This is a genomic window from Actinocrispum sp. NPDC049592 (genome assembly GCF_040675465.1).
Classification (GTDB): Bacteria; Actinomycetota; Actinomycetes; order Mycobacteriales; family Pseudonocardiaceae; genus Kibdelosporangium.
This window is the reverse complement of record NZ_JBFAPA010000009.1, coordinates 89,043-114,977: the sequence shown is the minus strand read 5'-3', so window position 1 is coordinate 114,977 and position 25,935 is coordinate 89,043. Positions and strand designations below refer to the sequence as shown.

29 protein-coding genes are annotated in these 25,935 nt (G+C 67.3%); 15 read left to right on the top strand and 14 right to left on the bottom strand.

Going from position 1 to position 25,935, the window contains the following annotated elements:
• Positions 1 to 32: 32 nt before the first annotated feature.
• On the top strand, positions 33 to 917 hold the full coding sequence (locus AB0J95_RS23500) for a LysR family transcriptional regulator (protein WP_364761424.1): 885 nt from the start codon (positions 33 to 35) through the stop codon (positions 915 to 917).
• Here AB0J95_RS23500 and AB0J95_RS23495 read toward each other — a convergent pair.
• From AB0J95_RS23495 to AB0J95_RS23485, 3 genes are read right to left on the bottom strand one after another with little or no spacing between them, the layout of a single operon-like run.
• Positions 813 to 1,583, bottom strand: a complete 771-nt coding sequence (locus AB0J95_RS23495) for an alpha/beta hydrolase (RefSeq protein WP_364761421.1) — start codon at positions 1,581 to 1,583, stop codon at positions 813 to 815. The two genes, AB0J95_RS23500 and AB0J95_RS23495, sit on opposite strands and share 105 nt — an antisense overlap.
• 55 nt (positions 1,584 to 1,638) lie before the next feature.
• Complete coding sequence (locus AB0J95_RS23490; protein WP_364761418.1) at positions 1,639 to 2,538, bottom strand: RNA polymerase subunit sigma-70; 900 nt, start codon at positions 2,536 to 2,538, stop codon at positions 1,639 to 1,641.
• The gene (locus tag AB0J95_RS23485) at positions 2,531 to 3,118 is read right to left on the bottom strand and encodes a TetR/AcrR family transcriptional regulator (RefSeq protein WP_364761415.1); all 588 of its coding nucleotides are present in this window, start codon (positions 3,116 to 3,118) and stop codon (positions 2,531 to 2,533) included. The genes AB0J95_RS23490 and AB0J95_RS23485 overlap by 8 nt, the downstream gene beginning before the upstream one ends.
• Before the next feature lie 78 nt (positions 3,119 to 3,196).
• On the opposite strand from AB0J95_RS23485, the gene AB0J95_RS23480 reads away from it, so the two are divergent.
• The 7 genes from AB0J95_RS23480 to AB0J95_RS23450 all read left to right on the top strand — a co-directional run bounded on the left by AB0J95_RS23480 (position 3,197) and on the right by AB0J95_RS23450 (position 9,151).
• Positions 3,197 to 4,030, top strand: a complete 834-nt coding sequence (locus AB0J95_RS23480; RefSeq protein ID WP_364761412.1) for a hypothetical protein — start codon at positions 3,197 to 3,199, stop codon at positions 4,028 to 4,030.
• 252 nt (positions 4,031 to 4,282) lie between these two features.
• Complete coding sequence (locus tag AB0J95_RS23475) at positions 4,283 to 4,930, top strand: SPFH domain-containing protein (protein ID WP_364761409.1); 648 nt, start codon at positions 4,283 to 4,285, stop codon at positions 4,928 to 4,930.
• A gap of 429 nt (positions 4,931 to 5,359) precedes the next feature.
• The gene (locus AB0J95_RS23470) at positions 5,360 to 5,731 is read left to right on the top strand and encodes a VOC family protein (RefSeq protein ID WP_364761406.1); all 372 of its coding nucleotides are present in this window, start codon (positions 5,360 to 5,362) and stop codon (positions 5,729 to 5,731) included.
• A gap of 26 nt (positions 5,732 to 5,757) precedes the next feature.
• Positions 5,758 to 6,135 carry a VOC family protein gene (locus tag AB0J95_RS23465; RefSeq protein WP_364761403.1) on the top strand — a complete coding sequence of 126 codons (378 nt, stop codon included), beginning with the start codon at positions 5,758 to 5,760 and terminating at the stop codon, positions 6,133 to 6,135.
• A complete protein-coding gene (locus AB0J95_RS23460) occupies positions 6,132 to 6,452 on the top strand; it encodes a metalloregulator ArsR/SmtB family transcription factor (protein WP_364761400.1) in 321 nt (106 codons plus the stop codon). Before AB0J95_RS23465 ends, AB0J95_RS23460 begins: the two co-directional genes overlap by 4 nt.
• On the top strand, positions 6,449 to 6,865 hold the full coding sequence (locus AB0J95_RS23455) for an SRPBCC domain-containing protein (RefSeq protein ID WP_364761397.1): 417 nt from the start codon (positions 6,449 to 6,451) through the stop codon (positions 6,863 to 6,865). The genes AB0J95_RS23460 and AB0J95_RS23455 overlap by 4 nt, the downstream gene beginning before the upstream one ends.
• A gap of 108 nt (positions 6,866 to 6,973) precedes the next feature.
• Positions 6,974 to 9,151, top strand: coding sequence for a germacradienol/geosmin synthase (locus AB0J95_RS23450; RefSeq protein ID WP_364762140.1), 2,178 nt, complete (start codon positions 6,974 to 6,976; stop codon positions 9,149 to 9,151).
• On the opposite strand, the gene AB0J95_RS23445 is transcribed toward AB0J95_RS23450, so the two are convergent.
• Together AB0J95_RS23445 and AB0J95_RS23440 are read right to left on the bottom strand one after the other, a co-directional pair.
• Complete coding sequence (locus tag AB0J95_RS23445) at positions 9,138 to 9,500, bottom strand: VOC family protein (protein WP_364761394.1); 363 nt, start codon at positions 9,498 to 9,500, stop codon at positions 9,138 to 9,140. The two genes, AB0J95_RS23450 and AB0J95_RS23445, sit on opposite strands and share 14 nt — an antisense overlap.
• A 79-nt stretch (positions 9,501 to 9,579) precedes the next feature.
• On the bottom strand, positions 9,580 to 10,494 hold the full coding sequence (locus tag AB0J95_RS23440; RefSeq protein WP_364761391.1) for an aldo/keto reductase: 915 nt from the start codon (positions 10,492 to 10,494) through the stop codon (positions 9,580 to 9,582).
• Between the two features lie 93 nt (positions 10,495 to 10,587).
• Between AB0J95_RS23440 and AB0J95_RS23435 the strand changes: the two genes are divergently transcribed.
• Complete coding sequence (locus tag AB0J95_RS23435; RefSeq protein WP_364761388.1) at positions 10,588 to 13,329, top strand: AAA domain-containing protein; 2,742 nt, start codon at positions 10,588 to 10,590, stop codon at positions 13,327 to 13,329.
• On the opposite strand, the gene AB0J95_RS23430 is transcribed toward AB0J95_RS23435, so the two are convergent.
• Positions 13,322 to 14,509 carry a glycoside hydrolase family 64 protein gene (locus AB0J95_RS23430; RefSeq protein WP_364761386.1) on the bottom strand — a complete coding sequence of 396 codons (1,188 nt, stop codon included), beginning with the start codon at positions 14,507 to 14,509 and terminating at the stop codon, positions 13,322 to 13,324. The two genes, AB0J95_RS23435 and AB0J95_RS23430, sit on opposite strands and share 8 nt — an antisense overlap.
• 289 nt (positions 14,510 to 14,798) lie before the next feature.
• Positions 14,799 to 15,146 (bottom strand): PPOX class F420-dependent oxidoreductase, encoded by a 348-nt coding sequence (locus tag AB0J95_RS23425; protein ID WP_364761383.1) that lies wholly within the window; start codon positions 15,144 to 15,146, stop codon positions 14,799 to 14,801.
• A 75-nt stretch (positions 15,147 to 15,221) separates the two neighbouring features.
• Between AB0J95_RS23425 and AB0J95_RS23420 the strand changes: the two genes are divergently transcribed.
• Positions 15,222 to 16,229, top strand: coding sequence for an LLM class flavin-dependent oxidoreductase (locus AB0J95_RS23420; RefSeq protein ID WP_364761380.1), 1,008 nt, complete (start codon positions 15,222 to 15,224; stop codon positions 16,227 to 16,229).
• Here AB0J95_RS23420 and AB0J95_RS23415 read toward each other — a convergent pair.
• Together AB0J95_RS23415 and AB0J95_RS23410 are read right to left on the bottom strand one after the other, a co-directional pair.
• Positions 16,159 to 17,508 (bottom strand): amidohydrolase family protein, encoded by a 1,350-nt coding sequence (locus AB0J95_RS23415; protein ID WP_364761377.1) that lies wholly within the window; start codon positions 17,506 to 17,508, stop codon positions 16,159 to 16,161. The two genes, AB0J95_RS23420 and AB0J95_RS23415, sit on opposite strands and share 71 nt — an antisense overlap.
• Positions 17,505 to 18,740, bottom strand: coding sequence for an MFS transporter (locus tag AB0J95_RS23410; protein ID WP_364761374.1), 1,236 nt, complete (start codon positions 18,738 to 18,740; stop codon positions 17,505 to 17,507). The genes AB0J95_RS23415 and AB0J95_RS23410 overlap by 4 nt, the downstream gene beginning before the upstream one ends.
• A 256-nt stretch (positions 18,741 to 18,996) precedes the next feature.
• On the opposite strand from AB0J95_RS23410, the gene AB0J95_RS23405 reads away from it, so the two are divergent.
• Both AB0J95_RS23405 and AB0J95_RS23400 read left to right on the top strand, forming a co-directional pair.
• Positions 18,997 to 19,392 carry a VOC family protein gene (locus tag AB0J95_RS23405; protein ID WP_364761371.1) on the top strand — a complete coding sequence of 132 codons (396 nt, stop codon included), beginning with the start codon at positions 18,997 to 18,999 and terminating at the stop codon, positions 19,390 to 19,392.
• The gene (locus AB0J95_RS23400) at positions 19,389 to 19,922 is read left to right on the top strand and encodes a YdeI/OmpD-associated family protein (RefSeq protein ID WP_364761368.1); all 534 of its coding nucleotides are present in this window, start codon (positions 19,389 to 19,391) and stop codon (positions 19,920 to 19,922) included. The genes AB0J95_RS23405 and AB0J95_RS23400 overlap by 4 nt, the downstream gene beginning before the upstream one ends.
• A 6-nt stretch (positions 19,923 to 19,928) precedes the next feature.
• On the opposite strand, the gene AB0J95_RS23395 is transcribed toward AB0J95_RS23400, so the two are convergent.
• Both AB0J95_RS23395 and AB0J95_RS23390 read right to left on the bottom strand, forming a co-directional pair.
• Positions 19,929 to 20,441, bottom strand: coding sequence for a hypothetical protein (locus AB0J95_RS23395; RefSeq protein ID WP_364761365.1), 513 nt, complete (start codon positions 20,439 to 20,441; stop codon positions 19,929 to 19,931).
• A 227-nt stretch (positions 20,442 to 20,668) separates the two neighbouring features.
• The gene (locus AB0J95_RS23390) at positions 20,669 to 21,220 is read right to left on the bottom strand and encodes a hypothetical protein (protein ID WP_364761362.1); all 552 of its coding nucleotides are present in this window, start codon (positions 21,218 to 21,220) and stop codon (positions 20,669 to 20,671) included.
• A gap of 62 nt (positions 21,221 to 21,282) precedes the next feature.
• Between AB0J95_RS23390 and AB0J95_RS23385 the strand changes: the two genes are divergently transcribed.
• On the top strand, positions 21,283 to 21,870 hold the full coding sequence (locus AB0J95_RS23385; protein WP_364761359.1) for a hypothetical protein: 588 nt from the start codon (positions 21,283 to 21,285) through the stop codon (positions 21,868 to 21,870).
• On the opposite strand, the gene AB0J95_RS23380 is transcribed toward AB0J95_RS23385, so the two are convergent.
• Positions 21,867 to 22,844, bottom strand: coding sequence for a Clp protease N-terminal domain-containing protein (locus tag AB0J95_RS23380; protein WP_364761356.1), 978 nt, complete (start codon positions 22,842 to 22,844; stop codon positions 21,867 to 21,869). The two genes, AB0J95_RS23385 and AB0J95_RS23380, sit on opposite strands and share 4 nt — an antisense overlap.
• 79 nt (positions 22,845 to 22,923) lie before the next feature.
• Between AB0J95_RS23380 and AB0J95_RS23375 the strand changes: the two genes are divergently transcribed.
• Positions 22,924 to 23,292 (top strand): excisionase, encoded by a 369-nt coding sequence (locus AB0J95_RS23375; RefSeq protein WP_364761353.1) that lies wholly within the window; start codon positions 22,924 to 22,926, stop codon positions 23,290 to 23,292.
• On the opposite strand, the gene AB0J95_RS23370 is transcribed toward AB0J95_RS23375, so the two are convergent.
• Together AB0J95_RS23370 and AB0J95_RS23365 are read right to left on the bottom strand one after the other, a co-directional pair.
• Entirely contained in the window at positions 23,293 to 23,760 is a 468-nt protein-coding gene (locus AB0J95_RS23370) for a heme-degrading domain-containing protein (RefSeq protein ID WP_364761350.1), read from the bottom strand.
• Positions 23,757 to 24,788, bottom strand: coding sequence for a Gfo/Idh/MocA family oxidoreductase (locus AB0J95_RS23365; RefSeq protein ID WP_364761347.1), 1,032 nt, complete (start codon positions 24,786 to 24,788; stop codon positions 23,757 to 23,759). The genes AB0J95_RS23370 and AB0J95_RS23365 overlap by 4 nt, the downstream gene beginning before the upstream one ends.
• A gap of 55 nt (positions 24,789 to 24,843) precedes the next feature.
• On the opposite strand from AB0J95_RS23365, the gene AB0J95_RS23360 reads away from it, so the two are divergent.
• Positions 24,844 to 25,911, top strand: a complete 1,068-nt coding sequence (locus AB0J95_RS23360; RefSeq protein WP_364761344.1) for an ROK family transcriptional regulator — start codon at positions 24,844 to 24,846, stop codon at positions 25,909 to 25,911.
• Positions 25,912 to 25,935: the final 24 nt, after the last annotated feature.

Below are 25,935 nucleotides of genomic sequence, written 5' to 3'. Positions count from 1 at the left end.
ACCGGTTCGGTCCGGAGCGATACCCTGACGGTATGGATTCGCGGGAGCTGGGCTACTTCGTCGCGGTGGCGGAGGAACTGCACTTCGGCCGTGCGGCCGAGCGGCTGGGCATGGCACAGCCGCCGTTGTCCCGTGCGATCAAGCAGCTCGAACGTCGCCTGGGTGTGGAGCTTTTCGAGCGCACCAGCCGGAAAGTGGTGCTCACCCCGGCCGGTGAGGTGCTGCTGCACGAGGGACGGCACGCCCTGGACGCGTTGGCGGCCGCGGCGCGGCGGACGCGACGAGCGGGGCAGACTGAGCCAAAGCTCGTGATCGTGATGAAACCCGCGGTGAGCTACACCTTCATGGACCGGCTGCTGGCGGCCTATGCCGAGGAACCCGACGCGGTTCCGGTCGAGCTGATGATCTGCGGATTCGGCGAACAGGCGGGCATCCTGCGCGACGGCCGCGCCGACCTGGCTCTGCTGCACATGCCGTACGACGACACGGCCGGGTTCGACACCGAGGTGCTGCGGGTGGAGAGCGCGGTCGCCGCCCTCCCGGCCACGCACCGGCTGGCGGGCCGGGAGAGCCTGATGATGGCCGACCTGGCAGGCGAGCCGTTGCCGCGCTGGCCCGGCATGACCGAGGACGAGGCGAGCGGCCCGGAGGTGCGCGAGACCGGGCAGCTCAAGTACCTGATCGGGCTGGGCAAGGTCGTCGCGGTGCTGCCCGAGTCGGCCAAGGAGGACCTGCCGGAGGGCGTGGTGACGGTCCCGGTGCTCGACGGGCCCGTCACCACGCTCATGCTCGGCTGGCCGGAGCGGTCGCGGTCACGAGCCGTGGCCGCCTTCGTGCGGGCCGCTCAGCGCGCGACGGACTGGCATCAGCGGCTGGGGCTCGTTGGTGAGGAAGTCGGCGACGAGCTGCGTGCATAGCGTGGGCTTCTCAACCATCAGCAGGTGTGACGCACCAGGGATCACGGCCAGCTGACCGTGCGGGATCGCCCGGTACGTCTCGATCATGTGTCCCAAGTGGACGATGTCGTCGTCGGCGGTCATGACCAGCGTGGGATTGGCGATCCTGCCCGGTTCGACCGGGTCCGGATCCGTGCCGTCGCCGTGGATCACCTTCGCCATCATCACCGGGAAGTGGTCGCGGCCGTCCGGCGAGACCTCGGCGTACGCGTCCACCACCTGCGCGGGCATCTCGCCGCCCTCCTGCGGCAGGAACAGCCAGCCCTCCTTGGTCACCGCGGTGCTGATCAGCACGAGCTTGCGGATCAGGTCCGGCCGTCGCATCGCGATCGTGCCGGCCACGAAGCCGCCCGCGCTGTAGCCCACCACATGCGCCGGACCGCCGATCACCTCCTCGATGAACGCGATCGCGTCCGCCGCCATCAGGCCGAACGTGATCGGGCCGTCGACGTCCGGGGTGCGTCCGTGCCCGCGCCGGTCCATCCGGTACAGCGTGAACCCGTCCAGCGTGGCCAGGTTCGGCTCGAACTCGCGGGAGTCGGAGAACCCGCCGTGCAGCAACAGCACGGGCTCGCCGGAGCCGCTGACCGAGTGCCACGTCTTCACGCCGTTGACCGTGACGTACATGTGAGTCCTTTCCGAGAGGGCTGTCACGTACTGATACGGGACAGCCCCGCGAAACTCATCGGTCCAGGCCGAACAGCGAGAACAAGCCCGTGGCGTTGAGGTGGGTGGTCGACTGCGTGACCAGTCCACCCTCGACGGTCAATACCAGCAACGCGAACGGCTTGCCGTGCAGGTACTGGCCGAACGCGGGTGCGCCGTTGGCGGATCCGGCGGGGACGAACGTCGTCGACTGGCAGGTCGCCTCCGCGCCCGCGGCCAGCAGCACCTGGTGTATATGCGAACGACCCCGCAGCCACCAGGTGAACGGCGGCATGGTCATGGTCGCGTCCTCGTGCAGCAACGAGACGAGGGTATCGATGTCGTAGCTCTGGAACGCCTTCATGTAGCGGTCCAGGACGTCCGCGTGATCCCTGTCCACAGGGGACACTGACGGGCGTGACGCCATGGTGGCGCGGGCTCGTTGGAGGGCGCTGTTGACCGAGGCCGTGGTGGTGTCGAGCAGCTGGGCGACCTCGTCTGCCTTCCAGCACAACACTTCCCGCAGGATCAGGACGGCGCGTTGCTTGGGCGGCAGGTGTTGCAGGGCGGCGACGAACGCCAGCCGGACCGACTCGGCGGTCACCATGAGGTCGGCTGGATCGAGGATCCTGTTGTCCGGCATGGGGTGTACCCACGCCGAGTCGGGCAGTGGAGTACCGAGCGGCATGCCCGGAGTGACGGGCTCGGCGAGGTCCATGGCGATGGCGCGGCGCTGGGCACTGCGCAGCATGTCCAGGCAGACGTTGGTGGCGATCGAGTAGAGCCAGGTCTTGACCGAACCGCGGTCCGGGTCGAACGTGCCGCGCCACGCGCGCAGGAACGTCTCCTGAACGGCGTCCTCGGCCTCCAGGGCCGCGCCGAGCATCCGGTAGCAGTACCCAGTCAAACCTACGCGGTGGGCCTCGAACTCAGTCATCGGACTGTCCGAACAGGACACGAGCCATGCCGCGAAACACCTCGCCTGGGTCGCGGTCGCCGAGCGTGCGGTCCAGGTTGCCGCCGCGGACCAGATTGGCGAACCCGTGCGCCGCCGACCACGCGGCCAGCTGGGCCAGCGCGGCGTCCGGGCCGCGCTTCTCCTCGGGCATCAGCTCCACCGTCCTGCGCATCAGCTTGCCGGTCCGCTCCCGCGCGGCCACCAGCTCGGGCGCCCGGCGGTGGTACAGGTCCGGCCGGTACATCACCTCGAAGTGCGCGGGATGCTCCAGGGCGAACCGGACGTAGCGGACGCCGAGGTCGATCAGCCCGGTCCGGTCCTCGTCCAGCGCCTCGGTCAGCGAGTCCGCGAGCAGCTCGTTGCCCTCGACCGCGATCGCCGTCAGCAGCCCGGCCTTATCCTTGAAGTGGTGCGCGGGCGCGGCGTGCGACACGCCGGCACGGCGCGCGAGGTCGCGGAGGCTGATGGCACCCGGGCCGGACGTCGCGATCACCTCGAGGGCGGCGTCCAGGACGGCTCGGCGCAGGTCGCCGTGGTGGTAGGCCATGATGTGCACCATACCCGGAATCTTGTCATTGACAAGATTAGCCTTGCCTGGTTATCTAGTCACTGTCAAGATCCGACCTGGGAGGCAGTGATGGAACGTCAGATGTGGCAGCTGCTGGAGCCGATCCACGCGATCGTCTACTACGCGCCGGAAGTCTTCGAGGAGTTCGCGAAGCTCGGCTACGACGTGGAGACCCGCTGGCCCAGCTACTTCGCCCTGCGGTCGGCGCCGTTGGGCACGCCGAGCGCCGAGCTGGTCGCGTCGGCCTTCTACAGCTTCAACCCCAAGATGGTCGCCGAACACATCCCGACCATCGCCAGCCAGGGGGACATCCTCGCGGCCCGGTTGCGGGGCGTGGACCGCGCGCTGCGGCGGTTGCTGGGCGACCGGATCGACAGCCGGGACCTCGCCGAGGCGGCTGAGCTGGCCCGAAAGGTCGCCGAAGCTGTCGACACCGTCGGGCGTCCGCTCGCCGCGGCCAACGCCGCACTGCCTTGGCCTGCTGAGCCGCACCTCGTGTTGTGGCAGGCGGCCACGATCATCCGGGAACACCGAGGTGACGGGCACATCGCCGCGCTGCTCACCGCCGGTCTCGACGGGGTCGAGGCGCTGGTGTCGTTCGCCGCGGTCGGCGCCGCGCCGGTCGAGGTGTTCGCCAGCCGGCAGTGGAGCGACTCGGAGTGGGCAGCCGCGCAGGCGAGGTTGCAGGAGCGTGGGTGGGTCGACGCCGACGGAAACGCCACACCTCTGGGTAAGGAAGGCCGGGAGAACGTCGAGAAGGTGACCGACTCGCTGGCCGCGGCGCCGTGGCGGGTGCTCGGGCCGCAGATGGGGCGGCTGGCTCAGCTGGCCGGGCCGGTGACGATGACAATCGTCCAGTCCGGACTGCTGCCGATGCAGAGCACGCTCGGCATCGGGCGTTAAGTCCGTTGCGTGGCAGGACGTTTCGCTCTACGGTGGCAACCCTCGGCGTTAACGGCGCGGGCGGCGATGCAGGTCCCGCGTTCCGTGATCCGGCGCCGGGATTGGTACGCCTGACAAGCGTTCTGGGTTCGATTCCCCGAACTGGCAGCCCTGGTCCACTGTGGGCCTTCCCGGCTTTGCGGAGTTGCGGACTCCCCGCCGCCGGGCCCGGGCCAGGGCTGTCAGCATGCTGGAGTAGTGGAGTGATGCGTCATGGCTTACGTGACGGTGTGGGAGTGGGAGCGCGGGGTTCGCTTCCGCGATGGTGCGCTGGTCGATGTCCTGGGGCCGGGGCGGTATCGGGTGCGCAAGGGTGAGTCGATCCGGGGTGTCGACATCCGGCCTTCTTCGTATCCGCTTGCGGGGCAGGAGGTTCCTTCTGCTGACGGCGTTCTGCTGCGGGTTGGGCTGACGGTGAGAGTGTCTGTTGTGGACGCTGCGCTGTATGTGCGGTCGGCGGCGAATGTTCGGGAGGAGATGCACTACGCGCTGCAGTTGGGGTTGCGTGGGGCGGTCTTGTCTCGTGCGCATGACGTTGTGGACGCTCAGCGGCGGGAGGTGGCTGGGGAGGTCGCTTCTTCCGTTGCCTCCCGGGCTTCGGAGTTGGGGGTTCGGGTGGACTCCGTTGACGTTCGGGATGTTGTGCTGCCGGTTGAGTTGCGGCGGGCGCTCTTGGGGGAGTTGGTCGCCAAGCGGGAGGGGGCGGCTGCGCTTGAGCGGGCGCGGGCTGAGACTGCCGCTTTGCGGTCGCTTTTGAATGCTGCGCGGTTGGCGGAGGAGCATCCGGCGCTGTTGCAGTTGCGGATGGTTCAGGCGGCTCAGTTGCCTGGGGCCACTGTGGTTTTTGAGCGGCCTCGGTAGTTGTCGCTTCGCTTCTGGGGTTGTCTGCGGCGGGCTGGACACCTTGAGCATTGGCTGGGTGGAAAGAGCGCTCGCCGCGCGGCAGCGCCACCCAGAGGGGAGGGACCGTGTCCTCGCCCTCCGGTATGACCTGCCCAAGGGAACCACATCTGTCAAGTGGGGCCTGGCTTCCAGCGTTGTGCCGGTCCGTATGGCTTACGTGGCTGGTTGCGTTGCGTTGGCGGACCGGCGAGTTCTTTTTGGCCCCACTTGACAGATGCGGTTGCGCAAGCGCCAGGCCATACCGGAGGGCGAGGACACGAAGAGCGCCTATGCGCTTGCGCGCGAGGGGATGGCCCGGGTGGTGCGTTTGTGCGTGCGGGGGATGGCTTGGGGTGGGTGCGTGTGCGGGGATGGTGCGGTTGGGTGTGGGGTGTGGTTGGGTTGGGTATGGGTATTCGTCGGGCTGTTCCCAATCTTCGGGTTGGTGATGATGGTGGTGTTGCGGCCAAGACCGCGTTTTATGTTGGGTTGGGGTTTGAGGTCGTGATGGACCTTGGGTGGGTTGTTACCGTTGCGGCGCCTGGGAATCCGACTGCTCAGGTGACCTTCCTGGGGGCTGATCCTTCTGGGTTGCATCCTGATGTCTCTGTTGAGGTCGGGGATGTCGATGCGGTGTATGCGTCTGTTGTGGAGGGTGGGGGTGAGGTTGTGTATCCCATCCGGGATGAGGAGTGGGGTGTGCGGCGGTTCTTTGTGCGGGATCCGGATGGGGTGGTGGTCAATGTTGTTGGGCATCGGATGGGTGGGGTTGACGGGTAGGAGATATCCTACCTATGGTTGGGGGTATGAACGTGACCAAGTTGCAGTTCGTGACGGTGCCTGTGGCTGATCATGGGCGGGCTCGTGAGTTCTATGTGGGGACGTTGGGGTTTGACGTTCTCGTTGACCGGCGTGGGCCTGGTGGGGAGCAGTTTCTGATGGTGGCTCCCAAGGGGGCGGAGACTGGGGTGGTGCTCGCCGATGTGAAGTGGGAGGGGCGGGGGACGGTGCACCTTCAGTTCCATACCGAGGATGTGGATGGGGACATCCTTGCGTTGCGGGAGAAGGGGGTTGAGGTGTCCGATGCTCAGGAGATGCCGTGGGGGCGGACGGCGTCCTTTGTGGATGTGGATGGCAACCCGATTTCCCTTTTGACGCCGTCCAAACTCGGTGACAGGCCTTGAGTGATGACGAGGTCTTCGCCGCGCTGGCCAGTCCGGTGCGGCGGGAGGTGCTGCGGATCCTGTTGGTGGGCGGGGCGCAGCCGGTGCAGGCGTTGGCCGAGCATTTTGAGATGCGGCGGCCCAGTTTGTCCGAGCACCTGAAGGTTTTGAAGGACGCGGGGCTTGTTTCGGAGCAGAAGCAGGGGCGGTTTCGGTACTACTCGCTGGAGGCGGCGCCACTGCACGATCTGACCGAGTGGCTTTCGCCTTATGAGCAGTTCTGGCGGCAGAAACTCCGTGGTCTGCGTGACCTCCTTGACGAGGAGGATGACCTGTGACCGAACGGATCCAGGTCGACCAGTTCCTCGGGCACCCGCCGCGGAAGGTGTGGCGGGTGCTCACCGAACCCGATCTGCTCGCTCGGTGGTTCATGCCCAACGACATCAAACCCGTTGTGGGGCATCGGTTTCACCTCGTGGCCGAGCCAAAGCCGAGTGTCGGGTTCGGGGGTGGGCCGGTGGCGTGTGAGGTTCTCGAGGTGGAGCCGGAGCGGTTGCTGCGGTTCAGCTGGGGCGAGCGGTGGACGGTGACGTGGCGGCTGGAACCGGAGGGCACGGGGACCCGGCTGTTGCTCACGCATGATGGGTTCGGGCCGGATGAGCTGCGGATACGCACGATCATGGCGGGTGGGTGGCGGTCGGGGGTGCTCCGGCGGCTGACCCAGGCACTCGAACGGACCAACGCCGACTAGGCAGGTTCATCCAATCGGCGCCGACATCCGCCCGGTCGGCCGTACCCCCAACCGGCCCTGAGGTGGCACCGTCGGACGGCGGTGCCCACCACTAAGCGCGAGGGGAACATGCAGGCATTCACGTTGCCCGAGTTCTACATGCCCTACCCGGCCCGGTTGAACCCGAACCTCGAGACCACCCGGGCGCACAGCATGGCCTGGGCCAAGGACATGGGGATGCTGGACGCCCCGAAACCCGGCGGCGGCGTGGTGTGGACCGAGGACCAGCTGGCCCGGATGGACTACGCGTTGATGTGCGCGTACACCCATCCCGACTGCGACGGGCCGACGCTCGACCTGATCACCGACTGGTATGTCTGGGTCTTCTTCTTCGACGACCACTTCCTGGAGGAGTTCAAGCATTCGCGCGACCGCACCGGCGCGAAGGGGTATCTCGACCACCTCGAACTGTTCATGAGCGACGACCCGCCCGAGCCGACGAACCCGGCCGAGGAGGGGCTCAAGGACCTGTGGGCCCGCACGGTTCCGTCGATGTCCGAGGGCTGGCGGCGGCGGTTCATCACCAGCACGCACAACCTGATGGTCGAGTCGATGTGGGAACTGATCAACATCGATATCGGCCGGATCGCCAACCCGATCGAGTACCTGCAGATGCGCCGCCGGGTCGGTGGCGCGCCCTGGTCGGCGAACCTGGTGGAGTTCGCCGCACAGGCGGAGATCCCCGACCGTTTCGCGGACACGCGGCCGATGGTGGTGCTGTCGGACACGTTCTCCGACGCCGTGCACCTGCGCAACGACCTGTTCTCCTACCAGCGGGAGGTCCGCGAGGAGGGCGAGAACTCCAACGCCGTGCTGGTGTTCGAGAAGTTCTTCGGGTGTGAGACGCAGGACGCGGCCGAGTTGGTCAACGATCTGCTGACCTCGCGCGTGCAGCAGTTCGAGAACACGGCGCTGACCGAGGTGCCCGCGGTTCTCCTGGAACACAAGGCTTTGCCGGACGAGCAGGCGCGGGTCGGCTCGTACGTCAAGGGGTTGCAGGACTGGCAGTCGGGTGGGCACGAGTGGCACGCCCGGTCCAGCCGGTACATGAACGAGGGCGTGGTCTCCGGAACCTCGGACGTGCTCGGCGGTCCGAGTGGTCTGGGCACGGCGAGCCTGACGCCGGGACGGCTCGGTCTGCGGACCCGAGCGCGGTCCTACTCGCACACACCTTTCACCCCTGTGGGTCATCTGCCGTTGCCGGACTTCTACATGCCGTATCCGGTCCACACGAACCCACATCTCGCAGAGGCCCGGGAGTACCTGATCGAGTGGGCCCGGCAGATCGGCCTGTATGACGGTGGACACTGGGACGAACAGCGACTGCACGCCGCCGACATGGCGCACTGTGCCGCCGTGCTCTACCCGGATGTCGACTTGGAGCAACTCAAGCTGTCGTCGGCGTGGCTCGCTTGGGGGATCTACGCCGACGACTACTACCCGATCGTGTACGGCAAGAACCTCGCCACCGCCAAACTCGCCAACGACCGCCTGCGGCTGTTCATGCCCCTCGATCTCGGCCCGACGCCGGAACCGGTGGGCCCGATCGAACGAGGCCTGGCCGACCTGTGGCCACGCACCGTGAGCACACTGACCGAGCCGGCGCGTGAGGGCTTCCGCCGAACGGTCACCGACATGATCGACAGCTGGCTGTGGGAACTGGGCAACATCGCCGCGAACCGCATCCCGGACCCGATCGACTACGTCGAGATGCGCCGCAAGACGTTCGGCTCGGACCTGTTCGTCGGCCTGGCCCGGTTGTCCAACTGGGACGTCGTTCCGGCGGAGATCCACCACAACCGGGTGATGCGCGAACTGGAGACGGCCGCGCAGGACTACGCCTGCTTCACCAACGACGTGTTCTCGTACCAGAAAGAGATCGAGTTCGAGGGCGAGCCGAACAACATCGTCCTGGTCACGGAGAAGTTCCTGAACGTCGACCGCTGGCAGGCCCGCGACATCGTCAACGACCTGATGGCCGCACGCATGCGGCAGTACGAGCACATCCTCGCCAACGACCTGCAGCTGATGTTCGACGAGTTCGGCCTCGACGAGGAGGCCCGTGCGGCGCTCACCCGCTACGCCACGAACTTCCAGAACTGGATGTCCGGGGCGCTGGAGTGGCACCGCCACAGCGCCAGGTACACCGAAGCCGAGCTCCGGCGCAACCGGTACCCGGCCGCCGCGATGTTGCCCACCGGTCTGGGGACGTCCGCCGCGTGGCTGCCGGCGGCTATCGGTTCGTGATCTCCTGCAGGGCCCAGCCGTTGCCGTCCGGGTCGGTGAACCGGACGAACGTGCCCCACGGCTGAACGTCGACGTCGGTGACGTCCACGCCGCGCCCGGACAGTTCCGCGTGCGCGGCGCGGGCGTCCTTGACGACCACCTGCAGGCCCTTGACCAGCGGAGTGTCCGGGTCCATCAGCCCGGTGCCGATGGAGATGGAGCATGCCGAGCCCGGCGGGGTCAGCTGCACGAACCGGAGCGTGTCGTTCACCTTGTGGTCGTAGTCGAGGTTGAAGCCGATCTTGTTGACGTAGAAGTCGATCGACCGGTCGACGTCGGACACCGGCAGGAACACGAGCTCGAGCTTCATCTCCATGGCTGTGGCCTTCCCTTCGTTCTCGCTGATGGGACCCACTCTAGGAGCAATTGCGGCCAGTTTTGGGCCGGAATCAGAAACCTTCCGGAAGATGCGGGACGTAGTGTGCGCCGAGCCGCTCCAGCTCCTCGCCGGACAGCTCGAGTTCGGCGGCGGCGACGGCGTCGGACACGTGGCCGGGCTTGGTGACGCCCACGATCGGCGCGGTGACGGCAGGCTGGTGCAACACCCAGGCGAGCGCGACCTGCGCCCGCGGCACCCCGCGTTCCTCGGCGATAGCGGCCACCGCCGCCACGATCTGGCGGTCGGACTCCTCGGTCTGCTTGTACAGCCGGGCGCCGTACTGGTCGTTCTCGCTGCGCAGCGTGGTCGCGTCCCAGTCGCGGGTCAGCTTGCCGCGTGCCAGCGGGCTCCACGGGATCACGCCGACGCCCTGGTCCAGGCAGTACGGCAGCATCTCCCGCTCCTCCTCGCGCATGAGCAGGTTGTACTGGTCCTGCATGGACACGAACCGGGTCCAGCCGTTGAGGTCGGCGGCGTGCTGCATCTGCGCGAACTGCCAGGTCCACATCGAGGACGCGCCTATGTAGCGGACCTTGCCGGAGCGCACCAGGTCGTGCAGCGCCTCCATGGTCTCCTCGACCGGGACGTTCGGGTCGAACCGGTGGATCTGGTACAGGTCGACGTAGTCCGTGCCCAGCCGCTGCAGGCTGGCGTCGATCTGGCTGAAGATCGCGGCGCGCGACAGCCCGGCGCCCTTGGGACCGGGACCCATCCGGCCGTTCACCTTGGTCGCGATGATCACCTCTTCGCGTTTGGTGAACTCCCGCAGCAGCTGGCCGGTGATCTCCTCGCTCGTGCCCTGCGAGTACACGTTGGCCGTGTCGTAGGTCGTGATCCCGGCCTCGACCGCCTGTTTGACCAGCGGCCGCGACTCGTCAATGCCCAGCGCCCACGCGCGTCCCGCGGACGCGTCACCGAAGCTCATGCACCCCAAGACAATCCGTGAAATCTGCAGTCCCGACTGTCCCAACCGGATCTCGTCCATACCCCGACACTAACCCGATGGCAGGATCGACGTGTGACAGTGCCCGCCGTCCTGCGCACCCTGGCCCGGCTCAACGGCGCCGAGCAGCAGAACCGGGTCCAGCTCGACCTGAGCAAGACCGCCGGGCTGGCCTGGCTCGGCGACCAGCCCGCGGGGTGGGCCACACTGACCCAGGAACAGACCGCGCCGCACTGGACACCCGTGCCGTGGTCGCCGCACGCGAGTCAGCGGGCCGCGGTGCGGCGGTTGGCCGGTTTCGACGCGTTGCACCAGGAAGACCGTTTGCTCCGGTTGGGCTGGGCGTTCCTGTGCGGGCCCGCGACGATCGAGGGGCAGCGGCGGCGGTTGTGCATTCCGCTGGTCTCGCGTCCGGTCCGGCTGCACCCCGCTGGTTCACACCGGTACGCCTTCCACATCGCCGGTGACCTGGCGATGTTCCCCTTGCTGACGGACTGGTCGGCGGCGGCGGACCTGGAGAACGGACTGCGCACGGCAGATCGGGAGGAATGGGTCAAAGCCGTTCTGACCGCGGCCGGGGTCGGCGATGTGTCGATTGCCGGGCCGGACAACGATCCGCAACAGCTGATCCGTGGCGATTCCTTGACTGTGGTGCTCGGAACCGGGCTACATGCGGGGGAACCCGTTGTCAGCACTGAACGCGGGGCGGTGTTGCTGGCGTGGTCGCAGGTGAAAGGCATTGAGGACACCGCACTTGCGTCGCTGTACTGGCCTGAGGACGTCGCGGTTCCCGAGGAACCTGTAGTTGCGGCACTGCCACTGAGCCCGAACCAGCAGGGCGCTGTGCGGTCGGCGCGGGTCGCGCCGATCACCGTGGTCGGCGGGCCGCCCGGGAGTGGGAAGACGCATACGTTGGCGGCCATAGCTTTGGACGCTGTCGCCGCGGGCTGGTCGGTGTTGCTGGCGAGCCGGACGCGCAATGCGGCTGATGTCCTGGGCGAGGCTCTGCAGCGGGCCGGTGGGCCGACGCCGGTGTTGTTCGGTGATTCCGAGTTGCGCCAAGGGATGGCTCGTGAGCTTGGCGACGGACTGACTGCGACACCGGCCAAGGGCGACCTGGACGCCAAGGATCGCGCTCTGCGGGCCGCGATCGCCGGCGTTGCCAGGGTTGAGAGTGCGGTCGGTGCGGCGCTGCGGGACGAGGAGTGGGCTTTGTCGGCGCTGCGCCAGGAGGCGCTCATTCCCGCGCACCGAGCGGTGGCACCGAAGGCGTTCGGCGCTGATGTTGACCTGGACCGGTTGTGGGACTTGGTGAACGGAGGCGGCCTGTTCGCTCGATGGCGGGCGCGGCGGATGGCCGGGGCTGATCGGTCCGTGTCGCCGGAGGATCTGATCGCTGCCGTTCAGGCGGCTCGGGAGAGTGCGGCTCAGGTTCGGATAGCGACCGCGGGTGGTACGAATCTGGCTTCGTTGCGGGATTTGCTTGCTGACGCTGATGCGGAGCAGCAGGCTGCTGTCGCTTCGTATGTCGGCGCGCTCGCGGTGAGTCGCCGCGGTTCGGGACCTCGGCGTGCGGTCGCTGCATTGGCTATGGCGTTGCGGTCGGGACGGGCGGCTCGTCGGCGGGCACTGTCCGATATCGACAGCGGAGACCTGTTGGCGGCTTTGCCGTTGTGGGTGGGCACGTTGTCCGATGTGGAGGACATTCTGCCGGCGGTGCCGGGGATGTTCGACCTCGTGATCATCGACGAAGCCAGTCACGTCGACCAACCCCTGTCCGCTCCCGCCTTGGTGCGTGGGAAACGGGCCGTGATCGGCGGGGATCCCCGTCAGCTGCGGCATGTGTCGTTCGTCAGCGACCAGGCGGTGCGGGAGGCTTTGGCCGCTGAGGGCACGGAAGCGTTGGGGGACCGGCTCGACGTGCCCAAGGTGAGCCTGTTCGACGCGGCGACCGCAGCGGCTGGTGTGCACTGGCTGACCGAACATCACCGGTGTGCGCCCCACTTGATCGGGTTCGCGGCGGAGCGGTTCTACGACGGCCGGATCGAGCTGCTGACAACGCATCCGTCGATCGCGGACATCGACTGCATTGACACCGAACAGGTCTCCGGGACGCGGGACAGCAAAGGCGTCAACCAGGTGGAGATCGACGCGGTGCTTGCCCATCTGCGTCGCCGGATCGCCGCTGGGGTGAAGTCGATCGGAGTCATCACGCCGTTCCGCGCCCAGGCGGACGCTTTGGAGCAGGCCCTGCTGTCCTCGTTGAGCCTCAACGAGATCACGAGCGGCGGGGTGCGGGTCGGGACCGTTCATGGCGTGCAGGGCTCGGAGTTCGACGAGGTCGTGATCAGCCTGGCGCTGAGCGACGAGGACAAGGCGTCGGCGTGGCGGTTCGTCAACGACCAGAACCTGTTGGCAGTGTTGACAACCCGCGCACGCCGGCTCGTGCACGTGATCACCTCCGCGCGTACCCCGCTCGGCTTGATGGCCGACTACCTCAAGCACGCCGACGTCCCGCCGACTGAGACCGCCGGTGTTGAGCCGTCCGACGAGTGGACCGCGAAGCTCGCCGCGGAGCTGACCAACCTTGGCATCCAAGTGCGGACCGGTTATCCCGTCGGGCACTGGCGGGTGGACATCGTGATCCGGGGCGTGGCCTTGGAAACCCGGCCACACCCGGACGGCCCGGCCGCGCATCTCGCCCGGTGGCGGGCTTTGCGCGGCGCGGGCTGGGGCGTCGTCGACGCCTTCGCCAGCCGGTTCGACCACGACCCGGTGCGGGCCGCGGTCGAACTGGCCGGTGAGGTCCCTAGCTGAACGGGTCCAGCGTCATGAACGCCTGCACCGGGTTGCCGTCGTGGACAAGGGACTCACAGTTGTTCACGTCGTCGAACGCGAACCCGTAAGCCTTCCCGTCCACCATCTGCGCGTGAATCTTGCGTGCGTAGTGGTTGGTGACGACATCGGTGTAGAAACCAGAGCAGCCGCTGCCCGGCTGGTTGGCATTCGTCAGCAGGGTCGAGCGGTTGAACCCGGCGCACAACGTCCGCGAGATCGGCCCGCGGACCAGGTCGTTCGGCGCGTCCAGCAGCTTGTAGCAGCCGAAGATGCTGTCCGAGTCTGGTTTCTGGAACGATGTCACGACCTGGCCGGACGTGTTGGTGAAGGTCATGACGTTGCCCGAGACCCGGCCGAAGTACTTGGTGTTCGGCTGGTTCGCGAACGGTGTCACGGTGAGCGTCGACGTGGAGTACTTGGCCCACACCCGGTTCACGTAGTCGCTCAGCACGTTCGCCGGCAGCAGGCCGCCCTCGATGCCGTGCCCGGGGGCGAGAGCACGGACGATCGTGCCGTCCGGACGGGTCCGGATCAGGTTGGCCCAGCCACCCGGCTGGCCGCGCAGGGCGTTGAAGAACCCGTTGTAGCCACCGGGCTTCAGGTGCCCTGTGGTGAGCGTGGCACCGCTCGACGGCTGCACGCCGACCGCGTACGGCGCGGAGAAGAAGTCCACCTGGGTGCTGTTGATCCAGATACCGGAGTCGTTGAGCGTGTACTCCGACCAGTTGAACAGGATGTTCACGTTGGGATCACTGGGGTTCTGCACGGCGGGCTGCACCAGGCCGCCGGTGGTCACCTTGAAGATGATCTTCTGGCCGTAGGAGAAGTAGATCCGGCCGGAGAACTTCGGGATCTGGATGGTGATCGACTGGCCGTTGGCCGGGCCGGGGATCGAGGCGTCCGGCGCGGGCGAGGGCGGGTTGCCGCCCGGCGGCCACGGGTGGAAACCACCGTTGCGGTCGGCCCAGCCTTGCCGGCCTGTGCTCAGCTCGGTACCGAGGTCATAGATGAACACCGGGTCGCTGCGGCCCGAGTTGTTGGTGATGCGCAAGGGAATCGTGGCGGGCACCGCTTCGGCGCTCGACGCGACGGCGACGACACCAGCGGCGCCGCTCACCAGCGCGGCGGCGAGCGCCAGCACCTTTCGCTTCCAGGACACGTGTCTCTCCTTCACAGGTAGGTCGCCATGTGAAGTCCCGACGCCGGGCAGGGCGGGTCCTTCGTCGGTCACCGGACAGCCGCGCCGTCCATCCGGTACCCCAACCACCCCGCGCCTGGGTGAGATGAGAGCGCTCTCACTATCGCTGCACGATTCAGAACTGTCAATGTTTCGCCATCCGCGCCCCGGCCGGACGCCGGTCTTGCCGGAGATGCTCTTGAGGTGCGGCCGGCGGGTGTTCGCGGACATGACCAGGTCGAGGCGCCCGGCAGGGCCAGACCGGTGATCGTCAGGTCTCGAGCCCGAAGCTGATCACCCGGTCCGGGTGGATGCGGATGATCGCCCCCGCGGGGTCGTCGATCGCCTCCGCCGTCCCGCGGATCTCCACACACCTCACCCGCCACGGCTGCACCGACGCGATGTCGTCCACCACGAACGCCGCCCGCCCATTCGCGGCGACATTGCGGTACTTCCGGCTCGCCGCCATGTTGTACCCGCGGATGTCGACGGTCCCCAGGTCCGCGTTGTACCGGAACCCCACCGGGCTCGCCTGCAACGTCCCGTTGGGCTGCACCGTCGCCAACCGCCCCAGCCGCTGCCCGGCAAGGTACCCGATCTCCACGTCACTCAACGCCATACCGCCAGCATGAGACCTCAACCGCAGTTGAGGTCAACTCGGGAATCCTGGAGGCCTGCGGGCGTTGACTCTGGGGTGACGTGGTTGTCGGTTCTGGATCGGTCGAACGCTCGTGCGGGGCAGGAGAACGCGCGAGTGCTGCGGGACACGGTGTGGTTCGCGCGGCAGGTGGAGGTGTTGGGGTATCGGCGGTTCTGGGTCGCGGAGCACCACAGTGTGCCGGGGATCGCGGGGTCGGCGCCGACGGTGCTGGCGGCGGGGGTGGCCGCGGCGACGTCGACGATCCGGGTGGGGACCGGCGGGGTGATGCTGCCCAACCATCGGCCGCTGGTGGTGGCGGAGCAGTTCGGGGTGCTGGAGTCGTTGTATCCCGGCCGGATCGACATGGGGCTCGGCCGGTCGCTGGGGTTTACGAACGGTGTCCGGCGAGCACTCGGGCGTGACGACGCCGGGGACTTCCGCGCTCAGGTCAAGGAGTTGCTGGGCTACTTCGCCGGAGACCAACAGGCGCACCAGGGAGTGCACGCCTGGCCCGCCGAAGGCCTGAGCGTTCCCGCGTTCATTCTCGCAACCGGCGAAGGTGCCGAGATCGCGGCCGAGTTGGGGCTGCCGGTGGTTGTGGGCGGGCCGAAGGCGGTGGATGCGGCGACACGCTACTGGGAGCGGGCGGAGCAGCCGTACGTTGTGGTGTCAGCGAACATCGCGGTCGCGGAGAGCACCGAAGAGGCCTACCGCTTGCTCATACCGGAGGCGTGGTCAATGGCGTACTCCCGGCTGCACGGTGTCTTCCCACCGCTTCGGTCCACAGAGGACATCCTTTCGCCGGACATGACCGCCCGCGAACGAGACATGCTCGAGAAATCGCTGCGCGGGCAGATCTACGGCACCGAGGAGGAAGTGGCCAAAGCGGTGCAGGATCTCGTCGAGCGATCTGGCGCCGACGAGATCCTGGTAACCATGAGCACCTTCGACCGTGGTCAGATGCTCGACTCCTACCGCCGCCTGGCCGGCGTCATTCGGCCAGACCGGCCCGCCGCGCCAGCGCCCGGCCGCGGTCCCCGGCCTGCCGCAACAGTTCGGTGATGTAGAGATCGTCGACGCGGGTGAACCGGCCGTCCTCGATGAGCAGGTCGCCCTCCACCATGACGTGCTTGGCATCCCGGCCACGCGCCGCGTGCACGAATGTGCTCAGTGGATTGTGCACCGGCCCGGCGTGCAACGTCATCAGGTCGAACACCGCGATGTCCGCGGCCTTGCCGACTTCCAGCGTGCCGAACAGGTTCTCCGCGCGAACCGCCCGAGCTCCTTCTGCTGTGCCCATGGCGATGAGGTGTTCCAACGGGATCGAGTCGGCGTCGAGGTGAACCTGGTTCTGCATCAGGCGAGTCCACTTGAGCTGCTCGATCATGTCGTTGGTGAGGTCCACCATCGGCCCGTCGGTGCCGATGGCCACGCGAATCCCGTTGGACAGCATGGTCTTCACTGGTGTGATCCCACCACCTCGCGCGGCCTCCGAACTGGGTGTGTGCGCCACGGTGCTGCCCGCCGCGGCGATCAGATCCATGTCGTTGTCACGAGGGTAGATGGTGTGCGCGAGGATCCAACGGTCGTCGAGCACGCCGATCCGGTGCAGGAACTGGGGATCCGTGCGACCGGTCTCCAGCACGAACTTCAGGTACCCGGAGTCCCGGGACAGTGTCCCACCGGCGATGTGCGACGAGACGAACGTGTCTTTCTCAACGGCGAGTTTGTGGCCGCCGACGATCATTTCCTCGGAGCTCGTGCCCATGTGGACCCAGTGCGCGGTCGCTTCGAGAACGAACCCGACCCGCACCCGTCCGCCCGCTTGGCCGTCCCAGGTTTCGTGGCAGGCGCGCGCACTCAAGTAGTCATCCAGAATGTCCTTGGGGCGGATCACTTTCCCGAAGAACTGGCGGATCCCGGTCTCGGCCGCCGGCCGCAGGATCGCGTCCTCGTCGGCGGCCGTGGTTTCGTTGACCTGGTGGTTGACCGCGGTCGTCGTGCCGCCGCGGAGCATGTCCAGCGACGAGACCTCGCTGGCGAGCCGGAGATCGTCGACGGTCAGGCTGGACTTGAGCGGGAACAGGCAGTCGGTGATCCACTGTTCCAGCAGCATGCTGCCGCCCAAGCCCTTGCCGTAGATGTACCAATCGTGCTGGTGCGTGTTGACCAGCCCGGGCAGTACCAGGCATCCCGTTGTGTCGATGACCTTGTCCGCCGGTTCGTCCGTGAGCCGGCCCACCGCGGCGATCTTCGTGCCGTCCACCAGGACATCACCACCTCCCAGCAAGTCCGGCCGGTCCTTGACGAAAACCGCGCCGCCGGTGAGTAACGTCCTCATCGGACAGCCCTTATGATCTTGCTGGAGTCCATGAGGTACAACGGGATCAGCGCGGCGACCGGGACGATGGTGAACTGCCAGAGCGCCGCCTGAGTCCAGCCCAGGGCGTCCACCAGTTCGCCGAAGACGTATCCGGAGACCGCGGCCGTCACATAGTAGGTCGTGACGAACAGGCCAGCAGCCCGGCCGATGTGTTCAGGGCGCACGGATCGCTGCATCACGCTGTTGCAGTTGGTGAACAACGAGCCGAGGCCGAACGTGGCCATGATGAACGCGGTGATGTAGTGGTACAGCGGGGTTGTGCCGCCGTTGAACACGATCCACGCGGAGACGGCCAGGCCGGCGTAGGTCACGAGCAGCACCTTGCGCGCGTCGAACCGGTCGGCCAGCCAGCCGGAGAACAGCGAGGTCGCCGCGCCCGCGCCGACAAGACTGGTGGCCAACGCGGTCTGTCCGGCGGTGAAATGCAGTTCGCTGCGCAGATAGGTGGGGTAGAGGCCGAGGAACCCGTACACCGTCAGGCCGCCCGCGGAGGTGGCGATGGCGAGGAGTTTGGTGTTGTGGTTGAACGGCGACGCCGGGATGTGGTCGTAGGTGGCGGTGCTCGTCTGGCTGCCCACAACCGTTTCGGTGAGCCTGCGGCTGACCAGGAGTCCTATGAGGATAGTAATGGCCAGGCCCGCGCTGCCGAAGGCGATGAAGGGTGCGTGCCAGGTGCCGTAGGAGGTGGCGAGGCTGGTGCCGATGATCGGTCCGAAGAAGACACCCAGTCCGAACGCGAACCCGAAGGCGCCCAACAGAAGTGAGCGCCGGGTGAAGAAGAACGCGCCGACGGCGGCGTAGAGGGCGGTGGCCTGCATGCCTTCGCCGATCCCGGAGACCAGGCGGTAGACGGCCATGTCCGCGAAACCGGTGGCCGCGGGCGTCAGCAGCGTGCCCACCGTGTAGACCAGGATGCTGACGAGCAGCACGGTTTTGCGTGTGACGCGGTCGGCGAGGTAACCGGCGGGCAGCCCGGCCAGGGCCATGCCGAGCGTGAACCCGGTCGCCAGCAGGCCACCCTCGGACAGCGAGAACCCATACGTGGCGCGGATTTCCGGCAGCAGCGGGTAGAACACCTGCCGGTCCATCGCGTTGATCACGAAGGAGATCGCCAGCAGGGTGAACCCGGCGGCGATCACCAGCGGCGGGACCGGGGGTTTGGACGTGGCCGGTAAGGGCTGGCTGGTCATCGCGACCTCCTCGGCACGCGGAATGCGAACGATTGCATACGCTAGAGCTGGTGGTTAGTGATGTCAATGGTGTCTGAACGACAAACGTTATCCATGGCCTGGCGCTGGGGTTTCGTTGGTGCTTGGTGGGTTCGCCAGGTTAGTCAGTGAAAGTGACTGTCACTTCTCCTGTGCACTTCGATGGAAAAGTGCTCAGTTGGTGAGCACTTTGGGCCGGAGGATGGGTTCCAGCACCGACCGAGGGAAGGACCCACCGATGTTGCGAGGACTGAGCACCGTCACCTTTTTCGCCGACGACCTGCCCGCCGCCGTCGCCTGGTACACCGAACTGCTGGGCATCGAGCCGTACTTCGTCCGCCAGGTCGAGGGCACCACCGCGTACGCCGAGTTCCGGATCGGCGACTACCAGCATGAACTGGGCATCATCGACCGCCGGTTCGCGCCCGGAACGCCGTCAGCCGGCGGCCCCGTCACCTACTGGCACGTCGATGACGTCGAGGGCGCTTTCGAGCGGCTGATCGCCATGGGCGCCACCGTGCACGGGAAGGTCACCGAGCGGGGACCCGGGTTCGTCACCGCGTCCGTGGTCGACCCGTTCGGCAACCTGCTCGGCGTCATGTTCAACAAGCACTACCTGGAGATCCTGGGATGAACACGTTCCATGCCCGCACCATCGCCGAATGGCGCGACTGGCTGGCCACCCACAGCCAGTCGACGCCCGAGATCTGGCTCATCCTGCACCGCGCCGCCCCGAGCATCCGCCTTCACGAGGCCGTCGAGCACGCCCTGTGCTTCGGCTGGATCGACAGCCACCACCACAAACACACGGAGTCCAGCTCCCGCCTGCGTTTCACGCCCCGGGCCCCGCGCAGCACCTGGAGCAGCCTCAACCGCACCCGCGCGGCCACCATGACCGCCGCCGGCCTGATGACCCCGGCCGGCCAGGCCGCCATCGACCTCGCCAAATCCCAAGGAACCTGGGACCTCGACTCCACCATCCCACCCGACCTCAACGCTCTCCTGACCGCGAACCCACCCGCAGCCACCAACTTCGCCAAGTTCCCACCCTCCACCCGCCGCCTGATCCTCGAATGGATCGCCACCGCCAAGAAACCCCCGACCCGCCTCCGCCGAATGACCCAAACAGCAGAACTCGCCGCCCAGAACATCCGCGCGCGTTAGCGAGACCTATTTGTTGCCCAACGTCAATGCGACCAGACCGGCCTTGGCGTCCGCCTCGGGAACGGAGATCTTTCCCCGGTGAGTCACCTCCACCTGGTAGAACTTCTCGCCATCCGGCACGTTCACGATGACCAGCTTGAACGTGCACACACTTCCGTTGTACGTCGAATCGCCGAGCTCGCCGGTGGCGACGACTGCGCCGGCCGCGTTGTAAACGGTCACACCCGCGCCTTCGGCGATGTCGTTGTAACCGCGATAGCCGGCGCAGCCGGTCCCGGACGAGGTCACGCCGTCAGTGAGCTGGAAAGTGCCTCGGAGGATGAACGTCCCCGGCTTGATGGACTCCTTGTTGTCGCCGCCGGTCAGGGACGTGACTCCCCAGATTCCGCCGATCACCGCCGCACCGGCCACGGCGCCGATTGCGCAGGAAAGCCAGCTCCAGGTCCGGGGTTTGGGCACGGCCGTAGGCGGAACGGGGATTGGCTGGGGCTCGGCCGGGGAGTAACTCGGCGTGGACATTGATTCTCCTTCGAATGTGCCCGCTCATCTGCCTGCCCATCCGCGGTCGGCCGAACGCCGTTACTGTCGAACATGGACATATGTCAAGGCGTTACCCGATTGACTTCATCCCGATGGTTCACAATTCGTCGACGTTGGTTGGCCTCCAACTACTTAGCGGACATTTCCTTGGTTTCCGAACTGGTGTGCGGGGGGAATGGTGTGCGCGAAGCGTTTGATGTGGGTGGCTATCTCTTGGCGTGGTCTTCTAGGGCGAAGTGGCCGGTGTTCAGGAGGTTGAGGTCGATGTCGGTCAGGTCTCTGGTGAAGGGGTGGGCTCCGGATTCGGGGAAGATGGTGTCGTTGCGGCCCCAGACGATGAGGGTCGGGGGCTCGTGGGTTCGGAAGTTCCACAGCTCGCGCACGTGTAGGTGAACTCGGTGGGCGACGGGGCCGAGCTGTGCCCGAACCCGGGATAGTCTGGGGCGATCACATGGAACTCGCCCGGTCAGCAGGCCGATCAGCTCGCGGTACACAAAGGACGAAGCTGGAAACCCGTGCAGCAACAGAATAGTCGGATGCACGGGATCGCCCGCCTCACGGTAGAAGATCGAAAGGCCGTCGATCTCGGTCGTCCGGTAGTGCGTCAGGGTGACTCCTTCGCGGTAACTGCCCAGAACACGAGCGCCGTCAAGCTGATGACCGCGCCCAGCGCGCCTGGTCGACCGCGAGAACGGTGAACCCGTGCCGAAAGTGGAGATCCGCTCCGCTGACGGCCGCCTGCTGACCCCGGACGACACCGTCATCACCATGACGAGGGGCGCATGACGGTCGGTGATGGGTGATTTCGTAGGCTGCATGGGTGAAATGGGCGCGGGCGGTGCATTACCTGGCGGACTTGGCGCAGAAGTGTGCCGAGCGGGCGGAGTTGCCGGAGAGCATCCGCGGGCTGCCGGTGGTGGAGCTGTGGACGTTCGGCGATGTTCTCGGTGAACCGCGGGAGGTCGAGGTGGTGCGGGTCGCCCTTGTGGTCGACCTGCCCGAGGTTCCGTGGCTGAGCGCGCCGCACGGGGCCGAGCACTGGGCCAACGCGACCCGGATGGCGAAGAACCCGATCGCCCCGGTGTGGCGGTCGGCGGACGCCCTGGTCTGGAACCACTTCGTGGACCGTCCCGCCCGCATCTGGAGTGTCGAGGACGGTGTGGCCCAGTCCGCGCTGGAGGCCATCCGGGACGGGAAGGGTCCCGAAATCCGGCTTCCCGCGCCGAGTCCCGGCGAGCTGCGCGAACGGCTCGACGAAGAGATGGCCCTCAGCCTGCGATCCCTGCGGGAGCAGACCCGCGGTTACGACGAAAGCCGTTGGGGTCCCGGCAAGGTGATGGCGGCGGCCGATGCGTTGTGGCGCGCCGCCGACGGCTACCTGGACCTCCTGGATGCCATGCGGCGCTAGGCATCCGGTGCGCGGCGGAGCCTGCTGCGCATCACCCGGCGCATCATGTGCGACAAGCCCTTGGGCGACTCCTCGGCGGCCGGTTCGCTCTCCAGGTACTCCAGAAGCTTGGCCAGCAGCTCGTTCGTGGATGTCCACAGTGGAACGAACGCGCCCGCGACCGGTCCGGTGCCGCGGACCGGCCCACCGGTCAGGTCGATGATCTTCTGGACCAGCTCAAGCGTTTGCTCGTCGCGGAACACCAGGTGCGCCTCGTCCGTCCCCATACGTAGCTCCATCTTGCGGGCCGCGGCCTCCTCCGGGGTGGCGTCGGTGGTGGTCTCCGGGTCCAGTTCGTCGAGCTTGGCGGCGAGCACCTCCGCGTCGACGCCGAGGTCGGCCAGCACGCGCGCGGCCATGCTGCCCTCGGACCGGACCAGCGCCTCCAGCAGGTGGTGGCTGCCGACCGGCGCGGCACCGGCCAGCGCCTCCGCCGCCGAGTAGGCGTCTTCCGCCGCGGACGTCGCCTTGTGCTTGCCGCCTTGCGCGCCGACGGTCTCGCCGGCGAGTTCCCCCATCAGGACCTGCCGCACGCGGGCGAGCGTGCCGGCCCGTTCCACCAGGATCCGCGCCGCGACCCCCTCACCTTCCCGCACGAGCGCGAGCAGGATGTGCTCGGGCCCGATGTGGTTGCGGTCGAGCCGCCGGGCCTCGCGCAGGGCCAGCTCGAGAACCTTCTTCGCCCGTTGGGTGAACGGGATGTGGCGGCCGGGCGAGGCCTCCTCGCCGCGGCCGATGATCGTTTCGACGTCGGTGCGGACCGAGTCCTTGGTCATCCCGAGCCGTCGCAGTGCCCGTGTCGCGACGCTGTCCGGTGCGTCGAACAGGGCGATCAGCAGGTGCTCGGTGCCGATGAAGTCGTGTCGCAGTTCCCCGGCCGCGACCTGCGCCTGGACCACGACCTGACGGGCTTCGCTGGTGAATCGCTCGAACATGACCCCAGGGTCCAGGCTGTGATTAACCCTGTCAATGCAGTGTCAATGATAGGGTAGGGGTGCATTTGACGATGGGAGGGTGCCAGTGTCAGTCGACTGGGACGACCGCCTCGCCAAATGGCGGGACGAGCTGGAACTGTTCGCGCAGCTCGACGAGACCCCATGGGTGCCGCTCGCGCAGGCCGAGGCGGAGACCGGGGTGTCGCGTTCGGCGCTGCGCTCGTGGTACCGCAACGGCGAGATCGAGTCCCGCCTCGTCGACGGTCCCAACGGCCCCCAGCGCCTCGTCCCCCTCGACGCCGTCGTCGCCCGCGCCGCTCAATCCCCCCGCATCCAGCGCCGCGCCGAGCGCGAGATCAGCCTCGAGGCACAGGTCACCTTGCTGCGCCATCGGATCGACCAGCTCGAGCTGCGGCTGGCGGCGCTGGAACGCCGCGGTATCGAGTGACTAGCGTTGCCGGGAAGCCAGGAACGACGTGAGCTGTTCGACGACGAACGCATGGTCCTCGGCTTGGGGAAGACCGGAGACGCCGACTGTCCCAATGGGACCGACGTTGCGGACGATGACCGGGAACACGCCGCCGTGCGCGGCGTACAGGTCGGGGTCCAGCCTGGAGTTCTCCTCGAACGTGGTGCCGACCTCGCGGTGCTGCGTTCCGATGTAGAACGAGCTGTGGCCGTAGCGGTCGACGACGCGGCTCTTGCGGTCGATCCAGGCGTCGTTGTCGGGGGAGGTGCCGGGGAGTGCGGCGTGGAAGAGGCGTTGGCCGTTGCGGCGGACGGAGATCACGATTGGAAGCGCGCGTTGTTGGGCCACTGCAAGGAGGTGCTGGCCCAGGGCGAGTGCGGTCTCGTTGTCGAACCGGTCGAACTGGAGCTGTTCCTCCTGGGCGGCAAGCTCTTGGCTCGTTGTCACGGTGACACGACCTTTCCGGTGCGGGCTGAGGTGAACGCGGCTTCGATGATGTGCAACGCGTATTCGGCGGACTCCGGGCCGACCGGCACCTCACCGTCCCGAACGGACTCGTAGAACTGTTGGTAGGCCCCGAGTTCGGTGGGGACGGGCTGGGTGTCGTCCAACACTCCAAGGGCGCCCCAGGTTGTCTCGGGTTCCTTGCCCCAGCCGGGATCCCCGGGTCGCTGCCCAGCGGCAAGCGCGTCTTCCTGGCTGTCCAGGCCGTGGATCGTGAACGCCGCTTTGCTGCCCAGCACGCGGAATCGTGGCCCGTGCTGTGCCGCGGTCAAGCTCATCCAGAGGTGCGAGCGAACGCCGTTGGCGTGCGTCAACGCGACGAAAGCGTCATCGTCGACCGCGACACCCGGCCGACGCAGGTCTGTTTCCGCGTAGACCGTGGACACCGGGCCGAACAGGTGCAGCGCCTGGTCCACCAGGTGCGCGCCGAGGTCGTACAGCACACCACCGGCTTCCTCCGGGGCGCCCGACTCGCGCCAGTTGTCCCAGATCTCCGGGACCCAGCGTTCGTACCGTGACTCGAAACGGTGCACGTCGCCGAGGGCGCCTTCGGCGATGACCTTGCTGACGGTCCGGAAATCGCTGTCCCACCGGCGGTTCTGGAACACCGTGAGCCGAACACCGCGTTCGTTGGCGGCATCGCGGATCCGGCGGGCCTCGTCGGCGGTCGGCGCGAACGGCTTGTCGACCACCACGGCGATGCCCGCGTCGATCGCGGCCAGCGCCAGTGACACGTGGGTCCGGTTCGGCGTCGCCACGACGACCAGGTCGAGCGGAAGCCGGAACAGCTCGTCGGCGCTGCTCAGGATGGTCGCGCCGGGGTTCTCGGCCTTGGCCTGCGCCTGCCGCTCGGGCGCGCGGGTCACGATCGCGGCGACCGTCATGCCGGGTGTGGCCGAGACCAGCGGCGCGTGGAACACCCGGCCGGCGATGCCGTAGCCGAGGATGCCGACACGGATATCGGATGACATGCGGGTATTAAAGCAACACTGTAGCGTAATTGCGAGACTGTGAGAGCATGGTCTCGTGGCGGACCTGGGATTCCTGCGCGGTTACAACGACGCCGTCATCCTCGGGCTCGTACGCAGCGGCGAGTCGCTGACCAGGGTGGAGCTGGCCGAACGGAGCGGGCTGACCCCGCAGGCGGTGTCGAAGATCGTCGCGAGGCTGACGGACGCGGGCGTCCTGGAGTCGGCCGGGACGCGGAACGTGGGGGTGGGCAAGCCGCGGACGTTGCTCCGCCTCGTGCCCGAGGGCGGCCTCGCGTTCGGCGTTCACGTCGAGCGGGACGAGCTGCGGGTCGTGCTGGTCGATCTGGCTGGGACCGTGCTCGACCGCGTGATCACGCCGCTATCCGCCGGGTTCGGCCCGTCGACGCTGATCGACGAACTCGCCCGCGTCATCGCCGCGATGCGGGCGGTGGCCATGGATCGGCTGCTCGGCGTCGGCATCGGAATCGTTGGGCCGCTTGACCATCGCGCCGGTGTTGTGCACGACGCCACCGGACTTCCGGGCTGGCACGACGTTCCGCTGCGCGACCTCGCGACCAAACGGCTCGGTGTGCCTGTGCGCGTGGACAAGGACACCAACGTGGCGGTACTCGCCGAGTCGTGGCGCCGCGGCCCGGACTTCCGGCACGCGGCCGTCATCTTCGCGGGCACCGGCCTCGGCGCGGGCCTCCTGCTCGACGGCCGGGTCCACCGCGGCGCCCGCTCCGGCGCGGGCGAGTTCGGCCACACCACCATCCAGCTCGATGGGCCACTGTGCGCATGTGGACGTCGAGGCTGCGCCGAAGTCCTGCACAACCAGGCGGTTTCCTCAGGAGATCTTGCCCGCGCCAGCAATGTCCTTGGCATCGCCACGGCCGGTTTGGCACGGTTGCTGGACGTGGAGCAGATCGTCCTCAGTGGACGATCTGTCCTGGCCGCCCCGGACCGGTACCTCGACGGCCTCCGCGCCCACCTCCCCGGCACCGGCTGGCTTGCGGTCGAGGTCAGCGTCACCGCGCTCGGTCCGGACGTGGTCGCCGCGGGCGCGGCCATGCTCGTGCTGAACGACTTCTTCGCTCCGGTGCTGGACGCCTCCCTGTTGTAACAGATACAGTTACAACCAGGAGGT

Excerpts from the sequence above, each read along its gene's own strand:
- AB0J95_RS23485 (WP_364761415.1), bottom strand. The coding sequence starts at position 3,118 with ATGGTGCACATCATGGCCTACCACCACGGCGACCTGCGCCGAGCCGTC.
- AB0J95_RS23495 (WP_364761421.1), bottom strand. The coding sequence starts at position 1,583 with ATGTACGTCACGGTCAACGGCGTGAAGACGTGGCACTCGGTCAGCGGC.
- AB0J95_RS23425 (WP_364761383.1), bottom strand. The coding sequence starts at position 15,146 with ATGGCGTTGAGTGACGTGGAGATCGGGTACCTTGCCGGGCAGCGGCTG.
- AB0J95_RS23500 (WP_364761424.1), top strand. The coding sequence starts at position 33 with ATGGATTCGCGGGAGCTGGGCTACTTCGTCGCGGTGGCGGAGGAACTG.
- AB0J95_RS23395 (WP_364761365.1), bottom strand. The coding sequence starts at position 20,441 with ATGTCCACGCCGAGTTACTCCCCGGCCGAGCCCCAGCCAATCCCCGTT.
- AB0J95_RS23400 (WP_364761368.1), top strand. The coding sequence starts at position 19,389 with ATGAACACGTTCCATGCCCGCACCATCGCCGAATGGCGCGACTGGCTG.
- AB0J95_RS23465 (WP_364761403.1), top strand. The coding sequence starts at position 5,758 with ATGAACGTGACCAAGTTGCAGTTCGTGACGGTGCCTGTGGCTGATCAT.
- AB0J95_RS23415 (WP_364761377.1), bottom strand. The coding sequence starts at position 17,508 with ATGAGGACGTTACTCACCGGCGGCGCGGTTTTCGTCAAGGACCGGCCG.
- AB0J95_RS23410 (WP_364761374.1), bottom strand. The coding sequence starts at position 18,740 with ATGACCAGCCAGCCCTTACCGGCCACGTCCAAACCCCCGGTCCCGCCG.
- AB0J95_RS23470 (WP_364761406.1), top strand. The coding sequence starts at position 5,360 with ATGGGTATTCGTCGGGCTGTTCCCAATCTTCGGGTTGGTGATGATGGT.
- AB0J95_RS23480 (WP_364761412.1), top strand. The coding sequence starts at position 3,197 with ATGGAACGTCAGATGTGGCAGCTGCTGGAGCCGATCCACGCGATCGTC.
- AB0J95_RS23380 (WP_364761356.1), bottom strand. The coding sequence starts at position 22,844 with ATGTTCGAGCGATTCACCAGCGAAGCCCGTCAGGTCGTGGTCCAGGCG.
- AB0J95_RS23490 (WP_364761418.1), bottom strand. The coding sequence starts at position 2,538 with ATGACTGAGTTCGAGGCCCACCGCGTAGGTTTGACTGGGTACTGCTAC.
- AB0J95_RS23365 (WP_364761347.1), bottom strand. The coding sequence starts at position 24,788 with ATGTCATCCGATATCCGTGTCGGCATCCTCGGCTACGGCATCGCCGGC.
- AB0J95_RS23445 (WP_364761394.1), bottom strand. The coding sequence starts at position 9,500 with ATGAAGCTCGAGCTCGTGTTCCTGCCGGTGTCCGACGTCGACCGGTCG.
- AB0J95_RS23405 (WP_364761371.1), top strand. The coding sequence starts at position 18,997 with ATGTTGCGAGGACTGAGCACCGTCACCTTTTTCGCCGACGACCTGCCC.
- AB0J95_RS23475 (WP_364761409.1), top strand. The coding sequence starts at position 4,283 with ATGGCTTACGTGACGGTGTGGGAGTGGGAGCGCGGGGTTCGCTTCCGC.
- AB0J95_RS23440 (WP_364761391.1), bottom strand. The coding sequence starts at position 10,494 with ATGAGCTTCGGTGACGCGTCCGCGGGACGCGCGTGGGCGCTGGGCATT.
- AB0J95_RS23450 (WP_364762140.1), top strand. The coding sequence starts at position 6,974 with ATGCAGGCATTCACGTTGCCCGAGTTCTACATGCCCTACCCGGCCCGG.